12 protein-coding genes are annotated in these 11,617 nt (G+C 70.5%); 9 read left to right on the top strand and 3 right to left on the bottom strand.

Annotated elements, in window-relative coordinates; genetic code table 11:
- Positions 1 to 7: 7 nt before the first annotated feature.
- The 4 genes from ASH02_RS17190 (at position 8) to ASH02_RS17180 (ending at position 2,411) form a co-directional block, all read left to right on the top strand.
- Entirely contained in the window at positions 8 to 1,018 is a 1,011-nt protein-coding gene (locus ASH02_RS17190) for an SGNH/GDSL hydrolase family protein (protein WP_056684641.1), read from the top strand.
- A gap of 166 nt (positions 1,019 to 1,184) precedes the next feature.
- Entirely contained in the window at positions 1,185 to 1,319 is a 135-nt protein-coding gene (locus tag ASH02_RS27310) for a hypothetical protein (protein WP_268788297.1), read from the top strand.
- Between the two features lie 85 nt (positions 1,320 to 1,404).
- Positions 1,405 to 2,094, top strand: a complete 690-nt coding sequence (locus tag ASH02_RS17185) for an AzlC family ABC transporter permease (RefSeq protein WP_057295128.1) — start codon at positions 1,405 to 1,407, stop codon at positions 2,092 to 2,094.
- Positions 2,091 to 2,411 (top strand): AzlD domain-containing protein, encoded by a 321-nt coding sequence (locus tag ASH02_RS17180; RefSeq protein WP_057295127.1) that lies wholly within the window; start codon positions 2,091 to 2,093, stop codon positions 2,409 to 2,411. Before ASH02_RS17185 ends, ASH02_RS17180 begins: the two co-directional genes overlap by 4 nt.
- Positions 2,412 to 2,488: 77 nt before the next feature.
- Here ASH02_RS17180 and ASH02_RS17175 read toward each other — a convergent pair whose 3' ends face one another.
- Positions 2,489 to 3,580, bottom strand: a complete 1,092-nt coding sequence (locus tag ASH02_RS17175; RefSeq protein WP_057295126.1) for an endonuclease/exonuclease/phosphatase family protein — start codon at positions 3,578 to 3,580, stop codon at positions 2,489 to 2,491.
- A 71-nt stretch (positions 3,581 to 3,651) separates the two neighbouring features.
- Here ASH02_RS17175 and ASH02_RS17170 point away from each other — a divergent pair, with 71 nt between their 5' ends.
- The 5 genes from ASH02_RS17170 (at position 3,652) to ASH02_RS17150 (ending at position 10,020) form a co-directional block, all read left to right on the top strand.
- On the top strand, positions 3,652 to 5,031 hold the full coding sequence (locus tag ASH02_RS17170; RefSeq protein ID WP_082620918.1) for an NAD-dependent succinate-semialdehyde dehydrogenase: 1,380 nt from the start codon (positions 3,652 to 3,654) through the stop codon (positions 5,029 to 5,031).
- Positions 5,032 to 5,070: 39 nt separating this feature from the next.
- The gene (gene zwf / locus ASH02_RS17165) at positions 5,071 to 6,510 is read left to right on the top strand and encodes a glucose-6-phosphate dehydrogenase (RefSeq protein ID WP_056684654.1); all 1,440 of its coding nucleotides are present in this window, start codon (positions 5,071 to 5,073) and stop codon (positions 6,508 to 6,510) included.
- A gap of 13 nt (positions 6,511 to 6,523) precedes the next feature.
- On the top strand, positions 6,524 to 7,549 hold the full coding sequence (locus tag ASH02_RS17160; protein ID WP_057295125.1) for a DUF2332 domain-containing protein: 1,026 nt from the start codon (positions 6,524 to 6,526) through the stop codon (positions 7,547 to 7,549).
- Positions 7,550 to 7,636: 87 nt separating this feature from the next.
- The gene (locus ASH02_RS17155) at positions 7,637 to 8,623 is read left to right on the top strand and encodes a zinc-binding dehydrogenase (protein ID WP_056890417.1); all 987 of its coding nucleotides are present in this window, start codon (positions 7,637 to 7,639) and stop codon (positions 8,621 to 8,623) included.
- An 83-nt stretch (positions 8,624 to 8,706) separates the two neighbouring features.
- Positions 8,707 to 10,020 (top strand): MFS transporter, encoded by a 1,314-nt coding sequence (locus ASH02_RS17150; protein WP_200949897.1) that lies wholly within the window; start codon positions 8,707 to 8,709, stop codon positions 10,018 to 10,020.
- Here ASH02_RS17150 and ASH02_RS17145 read toward each other — a convergent pair.
- Both ASH02_RS17145 and ASH02_RS17140 read right to left on the bottom strand, forming a co-directional pair.
- Entirely contained in the window at positions 10,013 to 10,954 is a 942-nt protein-coding gene (locus ASH02_RS17145; protein ID WP_056684662.1) for a LuxR C-terminal-related transcriptional regulator, read from the bottom strand. The two genes, ASH02_RS17150 and ASH02_RS17145, sit on opposite strands and share 8 nt — an antisense overlap.
- Positions 10,955 to 11,007: 53 nt before the next feature.
- Positions 11,008 to 11,616: a TIGR03086 family metal-binding protein gene (locus ASH02_RS17140; RefSeq protein ID WP_056890416.1), complete on the bottom strand. Its 609-nt coding sequence runs from the start codon at positions 11,614 to 11,616 to the stop codon at positions 11,008 to 11,010.
- Between the last annotated feature and the right edge of the window lies 1 nt (position 11,617).

Raw genomic sequence — 11,617 nt, 5'->3', positions numbered from 1 at the left:
CGTGTGCATGAAGTGGAAGATCTCGGGCGCGGTTGCTGCGGCAGCCTCGGTCCTCACCGCCACGCTGGTGGCCGCTCCCGCGGCCCACGCCGCCGGTCCGTCGTACGTCGCCCTCGGTGACTCGTACGCCTCGGGTACCGGCACTCGCAGCTACATCGACGACGGCACCTCGTGCCAGCGCTCGACGTACGCCTATCCCTCACTGATCGCGGCGGCCCGCGGCTACTCGCTCAACTTCCGGGCCTGCTCGGGGGCGCGGATCCCCGACGTCACCAACAACCAGCTGAGCGCGCTCACCTCGACCACGAAGTACGTGTCGATCTCGGTGGGCGGCAATGACGCCGGCTTCGCCGACGTGCTCACCGAGTGCGCACAGCCCGGCTGGATGAGCGACTGCGACGGTGCCATCGACGGGGCACAGGCCTACATCAACAACACCCTGCCTGCGAAGCTCTCCACGCTCTATGCCGCGATCCGGGCGAAGTCACCCACCGCCAAGGTGGTCGTGGTCGGCTACCCGCGCATCTTCAACGGTGAGGACTGCAACGCGCTGACCTGGTTCTCGCCGGCGGAGGAGAGCCGGCTCAACGCCACGGCCGACCTGCTCAACAGCCGTACCGCCACGCAGGCCGGCGCCAAGGGCTTCAGCTTCGCCAACCCCACGAGCCGGTTCGTGGGCCACGCCGTCTGCGACGACCCCGAGTACCTCAACGGGCTGTCGAACCCGATCTCGGAGTCCTACCACCCGAACAAGCCGGGCCATGCGAGCGGCTACACGCCGACGGTGAGCCCGCTGCTCACCGGTGCCTCGTTGACGGTGACTGCCGACGTACGCCGGACCGCCGCGGCGAGCGCCGACGACCTGGCGGCGCAGCAGCGCCAGTACGCCGCGGCCGACGCGTCGATCACGCCGGAGACCTTCGGTGTGCCCGACCTCGACAGCCCGCGCGCCCGGGCGGCCGCCCGCAAGGCCGGCATCGACATCGACCGGTGGGTGGCCAGGCAGGCCCGGCGCTGACCCGGAACCTCCGAAAATGGGCCGTTGTGGGGCGAAATCTGCCTCTGCGCACGCTGGGCCACCCCGCAGTGGAGGAGAACTGCGGACTTCTTCGGTGGAAGAACGTGCGAAATGGGGACGGGCGTGCGATACTCAAGGTGAACAGAAAGTGAACAGGAGGTGTCCCATGCGCAGCCACGACCAGAACGACCGCCCCACGATGACGTGGATCGAGGTCAAGGACGCGGATGGTCGCACGCACCTGGAGGCACGCTGGAGCGTCACCACGCACACGTCCGCCGCCACCGTGCACGCGGCCTGAGCTGGATCCAGACCGACGCAGCAAACTCTCGAACCGGCCCGCCACCGAGTGGCGGGCCGGTTCCGTGTTCGGGTAAGGATTGCCCATGCGTGCTGCCTGGCGAGACCTCTCGGAGAGACTCGGCCCCGGCACGCTCCGCGACATCCTGCTGGTGAACCTCGCCGTCGGCATCGTCGGTGTCTCGTACGGCGCGATCACCGTCGGCGACGGACTGCCCCTGTGGGCTCCCAACCTGATGTCGATCGTCGTGCTCGGCGGGGCGAGCCAGTTCCTGTTCACCGGCATCATCGGGGCCGGTGGCAGCCCGGTCGCGGCCGTGCTGGCGGGCCTGCTGGTGAACGCCCGCCACCTCCCCTTCGGCTTCGCCCTTGCCGACACGGTCAAGAATCGGCCCGTGCTGGGTTCCTACCTGATGATCGACGAGGTCGTCGCGTTCGCACTGTCCGAGAAGGATCCGGTGCGGCGCCGCCTGGTGTTCTTCACCTGCGGTGGCTGCCTGTGGGTGTTCTGGAACATCGGCTCGCTGCTGGGCGGGCTGCTCGGCAGCGCGGTCACCGACACGGACGCCTTCGGGCTCGACGCGGCGTTCCCCGCCGTGCTCGTGGCGTTGGTGATGCCCGCCCTGCGTGACCGTCGGACCCGCACCGTCGCGTTGGTCGGTGCGGTCGTGGCGGTGGCGGTCACCCCGCTCCTGCCGGCCGGGACCGCGGTGCTGCTCGCGCTTGCCGCGTTGGCCCTGCTGCCCCTCATGCGCGGAGCCGGTGAGGCGTCGTGATCTCGGCCCCGGTGCTGATCGCCTCCGCCGTCCTGCTCGGCCTCGGCACGTTCGCGTTCCGGGCCGTCGGCCCCCTGCTGCACGCCCGCATCCGGGTGAGCCCGTCCGTGCAGTCGCTGATGTCGATGTCCGCGACCGTCCTGCTGGTCGCCCTCGCCGCGACGGCCGCGATCTTCGACGGGTCGTCGCCGGCCGGCTGGGCCCGGGTGTCCGGGGTCGCGGTCGCCGTGGTCCTGGCCGGGCGCCGGGCGCCGTTCGTGGTCATCGTGCTGGCCGCGGCCGGGACCGCCGCGGGTCTGCGCGCGCTCGGCGTCTGAGAACTGGCGACAGGTCGATCAGAACTGGCGACGGGTCGATCGGAACTGGCGACAGGTCGATCGGAACTGGCGACGGGTCAGTCGTCGTCGACGCGCTTGCCGTTCTTGTACACGATCCTCGTCCTGAGCTCCGGCACCGTCACCTCGGCGGCCACCAGCGGGTGGTCGCTGGCGCGCTGGATGTCCGGGGTGCGCAGCGCGCGGTAGTCGCTGAACTCCACCTTGTCGGAGCCGAACACCCAGTCGACGGCGAGCGGTCGCGGCGGCGGGGCGCACGAGCTGCCGGTGCTCCCTCCGTTGGCCGCCTTGAGTCCCGTCGAGGTGGTGATCCGACAGAAGTAACCTTCCCAGTCGTTCATGTCACCGGTGAGGAAGACGGGCTCGTCGGGGTGGTCGGCGGCGAGCTGGTTGGCCAGGTCGATCTCGACCTGGGTCGCGGCGCCACGCCACTTGGCGGCGTTGCCATGGGCGTTGGCCGGGTTGTGCACGTTCATCAGCCACAGCTTCTGGCCGGTGGCGATGTGCTCGAGCTGGACCACCGGCATCTGCCGGATCTGGCCGAAGAAGTAGGGGATGCCGAACGTCTCGCTCTGCACCAGGTTGAACGTGTCGGTGCGCCACGCGACGGCGTTGGCATGCAGCTGTACGCCGGCGCTGGCCGGCGGGTACACGCCGTACGACCCGCCGGTCTGGGCCAGGAACGCGCCCATCTGCGGGGCCTGGAACTCCTGGAGGCCGACCAGGTCGACACTGCTGTTGCGCAGGGCGCCGACCGCGAGCCCGGTGCGCACGCCGCTGGGGGCCATGCCCTTGCGGTCACCGCCCGGCGCGGTGTGGCTGTGGCCGAGCAGGTTGAAGGACGCGATCGTGAAGCTGAACTGCGGCGCCACGTCGTACTTCGGCTTGGGCTTGCGTTTGATCGTCACCGTCGGGCCGACCAGCTTCTTCTGCACCGTCGAGCCCTCGGGACGCCCCGGAACCGTCGAGGACGCCGTCGGCGATCCCGAAGGCTGCTGCGAGGGCGGGGCGGAAACCGTGGTGCTGGGCTCGGCACTCGTCTTGTTGCTGTCGTCGGACTCGCCGCCGAGCACGAACCCGAAGATCACCACGAGGGCGGTCACGAGCGCAGCCGGAGCCAACATCACGAGGAGCTCGGGTGGTTTGCGCACCGGAGAAGGTTACCTGTGGGAAGGCTCAGTGCCGAACCTGCCGAGATCCACACCCGCACTAGGGTGAAAACATGAGCGATGTCTTCGATGTCCTGGACCCCGTCGACGGATCGGTGATCGACCGGGTGCCCGACGCCACCGTCGCCGACGCGATCGGCGCACTCGACCGGGCGGTCGCCGTACAGGCCGAGTGGGCGGCGACCCCGCCGCGAGACCGCGGGGAGATCCTGCGCCGGGCGTTCGAGCTGATCACCGAGCGCGCCGACGAGTTCGGCCGCACCATCAGCCTCGAGATGGGCAAGCCCTTGGCCGAGGGCAAGGGCGAGGTGGCCTACGGTGCCGAGTTCCTGCGCTGGTTCAGTGAAGAGGCGGTCCGCATCCGCGGCAGCTGGCTGAACGCACCGGCCGGCGGCTCGCGGCTGCTGACCCTCAAGAAGCCGGTCGGCCCGTGCCTGTTCGTCACGCCGTGGAACTTCCCGCTGGCGATGGGAACCCGCAAGATCGGACCGGCAATCGCGGCCGGCTGCACGATGATCGTCAAGCCGGCCTCGGCCACCCCGCTGACGATGATCAAGCTGGCCGAGGTCTTCGCCGAGGCCGGCCTGCCCGACGGGGTCCTCCAGGTGGTCACCACCAGGTCGTCGAAGGAGGTCACGGCGGCGCTGATGGCCGACGACCGACTCCGCAAGGTCTCGTTCACCGGCTCCACCGCGGTCGGCAAGGGCCTGGTCGAGCAGTCGGCCGCCAACCTCCAGCGGGTGTCGATGGAGCTCGGCGGCAACGCACCGTTCCTGGTCTTCGACGACGCCGACGTCGACGCCGCGATCGAGGGCGCGATGGTCGCCAAGATGCGCAACATGGGCGAGGCCTGCACCTCGGCCAACCGGTTCCTGGTGCAGTCGGGTGTGGCCGAGGAGTTCACGAGGAAGCTGGCCGAGCGCATGGGCGCGTTGAAGGTCGGCCGCGGCCAGGACGCCGGGGTCGAGGTCGGGCCGCTGATCGACGCCGACGCCGTGGCCGGCGTCCGCGAGCTGGTCGACGACGCAGTGGCGCAGGGCGCCCGGGTCGCCACCGGTGGTGGTGAGCCAGACGGCAACTTCTACGCGCCGACCGTGCTCGCCGACGTGCCGGCCGGTGCGCGGATCAACCGCGAGGAGGTCTTCGGGCCGGTCGCGCCGGTGACCACGTTCACCGACGAGGACGAGGCGATCCGGCTGGCCAACGACACCGAGTACGGCCTGGCGTCCTACGTCTACACCCGCGACCTCGACCGCACCCTGCGCGTCGTGGAGTCACTCGCCTTCGGCATGGTCGGGGTCAACACCGGCCTGGTCTCCAACCCGGCGGCTCCGTTCGGCGGGGTGAAGGCCAGCGGGTTCGGCCGCGAGGGTGGCTTCGAGGGCATCGAGGAGTACCTCGACACGACGTACGTCGGCATCGCGCGCGGGTGACTCTCGCGAGCGGCTCGGCCGACGTGGCAGGCTGGGACCATGGCTGACAACCCGCAGGGCACGCCAGGGCCGCCCACCACGATCGTCCTCTTCGGCGCCACCGGTGATCTCTCCCGGCGCAAGCTGCTGCCGGGCATGCTGCACCTGTGGCGCTCGGGGCTGCTGCCCGAGATGCAGGTGGTCGGTACGTCGCTCGACGAGCACACCCGCGAGTCGTTCGTCGACTTCGCCCGTGAGGCGATCGGCGAGTTCAGCGACGACGAGCAGGACAAGGACGAGTTCGAGGAGTTCGCCAAGCGGCTCTTCTGGGCCAACGACGGGGTCGACAACCTGAAGGCCGGCATCGAGGAGGCCGAGGCCGACTGCGAGAAGCCGCAGGCCCGACTGCACTATCTCTCCGTGCCGCCGAAGGCCGCGCTCAGCGTCGTGGACACCCTCGACAAGGCCGGCCTGGTCAAGAACAGCCGCATCGTGATGGAGAAGCCGTTCGGCACCGACCTGGCCTCGGCCAAGTCGCTGAACGACTCGATCCACAAGGTCTTCAAGGAAGAGCAGATCTTCCGCATCGACCACTTCCTCGGCAAGGAGCCGGCCCTCAACATCCTCGCGCTGCGCTTCGCCAACGGCCTCTTCGAGCCGATCTGGCACCGCAACCACATCGACCACATCCAGATCGACATCCCCGAGACGCTCGGCGTCGAAGGTCGGGCGGCCTTCTACGAGGGCACCGGCGCCTACCGCGACATGGTGGTCACCCACCTCTTCCAGGTGCTCGCCTTCATCGCGATGGAGCCGCCGACGGCGCTCGACCCGATCTCGATCAGCGAGGAGAAGCACAAGGTCTTCCGCTCGATGCTGCCGCTCGACCCCCACGACGTCGTGCGTGGGCAGTACGACGGCTACCGGGCCGAGGAGGGCGTCGACCCGCAGTCCGACACCGAGACCTTCATCGCGCTGAAGTGCTTCGTCGACAACTGGCGCTGGGCCGACGTGCCGTTCTACCTGCGCACCGGCAAGAAGCTCGCCGAGGGTCAGCGGATCATCTCGATCGCGTTCCGTGAGCCACCGAAGTCGATGTTCCCCGAGGGGTCCGGCATCGGCGACCACGGGCCCGACCACCTCACCTTCGACCTGGCCGACACCGCGAAGATGTCGTTGTCGTTCTACGGCAAGCGCCCGGGCCCGGGGTTCGGCCTCAACAAGCTGTCGATGCAGTTCGCCATGGAGGACACCGGCTGGGCCGGGTCGATCCTCGAGGCCTACGAGCGCCTGATCCTCGAGGCGGTGAAGGGCAACCGCACCCTGTTCACCACCGCCGAGGGCGTCGAGCGGTTGTGGGAGATCTCCGAGCCGCTGCTCGAGCACATGCCGCCGGTGCGCAACTACCCCCAGGGCTCGTGGGGCCCCAACCAGATCCACCAGCTGATCGCCCCGTTCGCGTGGCGGCTGCCGTTCGAACGCAAGTGGCGCGCCAACTAGGCCCTCGCCGCTGATGGAGCCCTACGCCGAGGTCGTCGCGTCGTACACGTCCTTCGCCGAAGAGGCTGGGGACTCGCCCTGCTTCGTGGAGTGGTCGCTCGGCGTCGCCGGTGACCCGGAGGTGCAGCGCCTGATCCGCACCCTGCCGCCGGTCAAGCAGCAGCCGAACCTGGTCTTCGCCGCCGCGCGCTGGCACGGCGCTCCCGCGCCCGGGCCGTACGCCGGACTGCGCGCGACGTTGCTGGAGCGCTGGTCGCAGGTGCGCGAGACGATCCTGGCCCGCTCGACCCAGACCAACGAGGTGGGGCGGCTGGCCACCCTGCTGCCGGCCTTCGCCACGCTCGGTGACCGGCTGCACCTGATCGAGGTCGGTGCCTCGGCCGGGCTGTGCCTCTACCCGGACACCTACCGCCACGAGTGGGTGCAGTACGACGACCCGACGGTGATGCACCACGTGGGCGACGGGCCGGTGCTGACCTGCCGGGTCTCCGGGCCGGTCCCGTTCCCGGAACGGATGCCCCAGGTCGTGTCGCGCGCAGGCATCGACCTGAACCCGCTCGACGTCACCGACGCCGACGAGATGGCGTGGTTGGCGAACCTCGTCTGGCCCGAGCAGGACGCGCGTCGGGCCCGCCTGGCCGCGGCGATCGACGTGGCCAGGCAGGACCCGCCGAACCTGGCCCGCGGCAACCTGCTCGACGCGCTGCCGCGGCTGCTCGACCGGGCACCGGACGAAGGATCGGGGGAGAAGGCGGTCAAGGTCGTCTTCCACTCCGCGGTGATCGCCTACCTCGAGGAGCCCGATCGCCGTCGCTTCGCTGCGCTGATGGCCGGCCTGGTGGCCGAGGGTCGGTGCCACTGGGTCAGCAACGAGGGCCCGAACGTGCTGCCCGGGGTGACCTCCACCGGCCCGGCCCCGACCAGCCCCGGGTTCGTGCTCGGCATCGACGGTCGCTCGGTCGCCTTCACCCACGGCCACGGCAGCACCCTCCGTTGGCACGAGCCAGCAACTCTTGATGCGCGAACCGTGGGTTCTTGATGCGCGAACCGTGGGTTCTTGATGCGCGAACCGTGGATCCTTGACGTCGTTTGACTTCAAGCGAACTTCAAGTTTCACCATGGAGTCATGAGAGCGATCAGACTTCATGACTTCGGCCCCGCCGACAACCTGCGGCTCGACGAGCTGCCCGACCTGACACCCGGAGACGGACAGATCCGCATCGCCGTCGAGGCGGCCGGCGTCCACCTGCTCGACACCACCTTGCGTGCGGGCGACCCGGCCGGGCCGATGCCCCTGCCAGACCTTCCGACCGTGCCCGGTCGCGAGGTGGCCGGTGTCGTCGACCGCGTCGGACCCGGCGTCAGCGAGAGCTGGCGGGGCGCCCGGGTGGTCGCGCACCTCGGCATGGTCCCCGGCGGGTACGCCGACCAGGCGGTCACCTCGGTCGACAACCCCAACCTCTTCCGGGTCCGTGACGGGGTCGACCTGTCCGATGCGGTGGCCATGGTCGGCACCGGCCGGACCGCGCAGGGCATCCTCGAGATCGAGCCGCCGATGGTCGGTGACGTGGTGCTGGTGCCGTCCGCGGCCGGCGGGCTCGGCTGGCTGCTAGCCCAGGCCGCCCGGCGCGGCGGCGCCCGCGTCGTGGCGCTGGCCGGCGGCAAGGAGAAGGTGGACCGGCTCGCCGCACTCCGACCCGATCTCGTCGTGGACTACCGCGAGTCCGGCTGGCACAAGCGGGTGGCGGACGGCCCCGGCCCGATCAGCCTCGTCTACGACGGCGTCGGCGGCGAGGTCGGCCGGCATGCCCTCGAGCTGCTGCGCCCCGGCGGCCGGATGGTGATGTTCGGCTGGTCCTCCGGCACGGCCACCGACTTCACCTCGGCCGACCTGGTCCAGCGCGGGTTGTCCGTCTCGTGGAGCCTCGGCCCGCGGATGGCCGCGCTGCCCGGCGGGATTCCCGGCCTGGCCGGCCGGGCGCTCAACCGCCTGGCAGCCGGTGACTGGAAGCCGCTCGTGTCGACGTACCCGCTGGCCGACGCCGCCCGGGCGCACTCCGACCTCGAGCAGCGCAGGGCGCTCGGCAAGGTTGTCCTGCTGCCCCGACAGTGATCCCGGGGCTGAACCACCGATGAAACAAGGTGCATTTGTCGGTCTGCGCGACAAGAATGGCCCAAGCCTGATCGGAGCACCTCGTGACTGACCTCCACCCCGCGGCCCGGGAGCCGCTGGAGGAACCCCCGCCGCTGCCGCGGCCGTTGCCGCGCGCCCTCGTGCCGTTCCGTACGCCGGCCTACCGCAAGCTCGCCATCGCCCTGGTGTTCACCCTGTTCGCATGGGGTGTCTGGGTGATCGCGCTGGTGTGGGAGGTGATCCGGCTCGGCGGTTCGGCGGGCGACCTGTCCTTCGTCGCCGGGGCCAACGCGGTCGGCATGCTGGTGCCGGTGCTCTTCGCCGGCGTGGTCGCCGACCGGATCCCGCAGAAGGTGATCCTGCTCGGGGTCGCGGCCGTGCAGTTCTCGGCGATCGCGCTCGTCGGATTCCTCTCGCTGACCGACCTGTCGAGCATCCCGGTCCTGATCGGCATCAACTTCGCCTACGGCTGCGCCACAGCGTTCTACTACCCGGCGTACTCCGCCTGGCTGCCCTCGCTCGTCCCCGAGGAGGACCTGCTGGCGGTCAACGGCTTCGAGGGCGCGGTGCGGCCGATGATCGGCCAGGCCATCGGCCCGGCGTTGTCCGGCTTCATGGTCGGTGCGGCCTCGCCCGGGTGGGCGATCATGGTCGCCGCCGTCGCGGCCGGGCTGGGCATCGTCACGCTGCTCGCCGTACCACTCACCCCGGTCCACCGCGACCGGTCCAGCGACGCGCCCGTGCACCCGGTGCGGTCGGCCCTCACCGACATGGGCGAGGGCTTCGGCTACATGGTGCGTACGCCGTGGCTGCTGGCCACCCTGGTCTTCGCGAGCCTGATGATCCTGGTCTTCATCGGCCCGTTCGAGGTGCTGGTGCCGTTCCTGATCAAGGACACGCTCGGCGGTGACGCGGGCGACCACGCCCTCGTGCTTGCCGCGTTCGGCATCGGTGGTGCGGTCGGCTCGTTCGTGATGGGCTCCCTGCCGATGCCACGGCGCTACCTGACCGTGATGAACCTGATGTGGGGCGTCGGCTGCCTGCCGATCGCGTTGTTCGGCATCGTCGACCACGTGTGGATGCTGGTCGGCCTCGGCCTGCTGCTGGGTGGCATGTTCTCGGCGCCGATGGTCATCTGGGGCACACTCCTGCAGCGGCGGGTGCCACCGCACATGCTGGGCCGGGTCTCGTCCCTCGACTTCTTCGTCTCGATCTCGTTGATGCCGGTGTCGATGGCGCTGGCCGGTCCGGTGGCCGAGGTGATCGGCGTCCGCGAGACGTTCTACATCGCCGGCGCCGTGCCGATGGTGGTCGCCGTCGTGGCGATCATCTGGGCGCGCCTGCCGCGCGACGAGATCGCGCACCCGCTCAGGTAGGCAGCTCCTTGCGTCCGCTGATGCCGAGCTTGCGGTAGACGTTCGACAGGTGCCACTCGACGGCCTTCACGGTGACCACGAGCCGGCCCGCGATCTCGCGGTTCGTGAGGCCGCTGGCGGCCAGCTCGACGACGCGCAGCTCGCTCGGAGTCAGGCCTTCCAGCCCCGGTGGTGCCGTGGAGCCGGCAGGCTGGTCGAGGCGCGTCAGCAGTCGTCGTACCCGATCGAGGAGAGGCCGCAGGCGGGAGCGGACGGCGATCAGCTCGGCCTCGCGCAGGAGCCTGATCACCCCCGGTCCGCGGTCCTCGTGCAGCAGGACGAGTACGCCGGCCAGGTCGGTCAGCACCTGGGCACGCAGGCGGGTCGCCTGGATCCCTTCGAGCTCCTCGAGCGCCTGGGTGAGCAGGTCACGCCGACTGCTCGCGCCGTCGACGGCGGCCAGCGTGCGCAACGCGAGCGCACGCGCGTACGCCGACCCGGAGGCCCGGGCCCGGGTCAGGTGCTCGTGGGCCAGCCGGACCGCCTCCGGTGACCGGCCCTGACGGGTCAGCGCGAGTGCCAGGCCGGCGCGCCAGGGCAGCAGGTCGGGGTCGTCGGGGCCGGCCTCACCGGCCGAGCGGAAGTGCCCGGCCGCCCGGTCGTGGTCGCCCTCGAGCTCGGCGAGCCCGGCAAGGGCCCAGTGCGCCAGGCCGGTGTGGTGGTCCTTGCTGGGTGCGTGCAGCGCGGCGTCGGCCAGGTGCGGCATCAGGGGGGCCACCCGGTGGGCCTCACCCAACGCGAGCCGGCTCTCGACGAGGCCGGCCAGCACGGCAGGGTCGGGGCGACGCGGATCGTGCATCTTCTCGAAGAGGACCAGGGCGCGACTGACCTCGCCCTTGCGTAAGAGCTCGTGAGCGTCGAGCGGAGAGGCTCCCGAGGCGACAGGCACCCCCATGTCCAGCAGGTTAGGGCGACCTCACCTCAAATAACCAGACAACTGTCAAGGGATCACCCAAAAGGGGTACGTTGCCCTGATCTCAACGGACCACCCGAGACCCCAGTTTCGGGACAACTCCGACCGAGGAAGGCCAACAGCCGGACCGAGGCCGGAGCGGCGTCGGGGACCGGCAGCGCCTCTGCGAAGCGTACGCCGCGATCCGCCGCGTCGACCAGGGCGTACGCCGCCGGCAGGAGGTCTGTGGCCAGCCCCTCCGGGAGTGGTGCGTCGAAGCGGGTGGCCCGGGCCACGTCCCAGGCGTGGACCGCGATCTCGAGGGCGCCGGCGCTCAGCAGGATGCCGCTGGCCAGGCGTCGGTCGCCGAGCCGGACGGTGCGGGCGGCCGGTGAGGTCCAGGCGCCGAGCAGCGTGCAGGCCTGGTCGTAGAGCACGCCGACAGGTGTCGGGTCGTCGCCGGCCGGCGGGCGGATGCTGATCAGCCCGGAGCTCGCCTCGGTGAACGCGTCGAGCGAGTCGGACATGTGGGCCAGGAGTGCGCCGAGCCGCCACGCGGAGCAGGGCGTGGGGGAGTCGGGGTCCGCGGTGGCCGCGGCGCCGAGTGCTCCGCGGGCGTAGCCGATGGCGCGTTCGAGCAGCTCCACCGGATCGGTGGTGTTCATC

The sequence above is a fragment of the Nocardioides sp. Soil796 genome (assembly GCF_001429525.1).
Lineage (GTDB): Bacteria > Actinomycetota > Actinomycetes > Propionibacteriales > Nocardioidaceae > Nocardioides.
Note: the sequence above shows the minus strand (reverse complement) of the source record. Positions and strands in the feature narration are given on the sequence as shown.

Excerpts from the sequence above, each read along its gene's own strand:
- ASH02_RS17190 (WP_056684641.1), top strand. The coding sequence starts at position 8 with ATGAAGTGGAAGATCTCGGGCGCGGTTGCTGCGGCAGCCTCGGTCCTC.
- ASH02_RS27310 (WP_268788297.1), top strand. The coding sequence starts at position 1,185 with ATGCGCAGCCACGACCAGAACGACCGCCCCACGATGACGTGGATCGAG.
- ASH02_RS17185 (WP_057295128.1), top strand. The coding sequence starts at position 1,405 with ATGCGTGCTGCCTGGCGAGACCTCTCGGAGAGACTCGGCCCCGGCACG.
- ASH02_RS17170 (WP_082620918.1), top strand. The coding sequence starts at position 3,652 with ATGAGCGATGTCTTCGATGTCCTGGACCCCGTCGACGGATCGGTGATC.
- zwf (WP_056684654.1), top strand. The coding sequence starts at position 5,071 with ATGGCTGACAACCCGCAGGGCACGCCAGGGCCGCCCACCACGATCGTC.
- ASH02_RS17160 (WP_057295125.1), top strand. The coding sequence starts at position 6,524 with ATGGAGCCCTACGCCGAGGTCGTCGCGTCGTACACGTCCTTCGCCGAA.
- ASH02_RS17155 (WP_056890417.1), top strand. The coding sequence starts at position 7,637 with ATGAGAGCGATCAGACTTCATGACTTCGGCCCCGCCGACAACCTGCGG.
- ASH02_RS17145 (WP_056684662.1), bottom strand. The coding sequence starts at position 10,954 with ATGGGGGTGCCTGTCGCCTCGGGAGCCTCTCCGCTCGACGCTCACGAG.
- ASH02_RS17140 (WP_056890416.1), bottom strand. The coding sequence starts at position 11,616 with ATGAACACCACCGATCCGGTGGAGCTGCTCGAACGCGCCATCGGCTAC.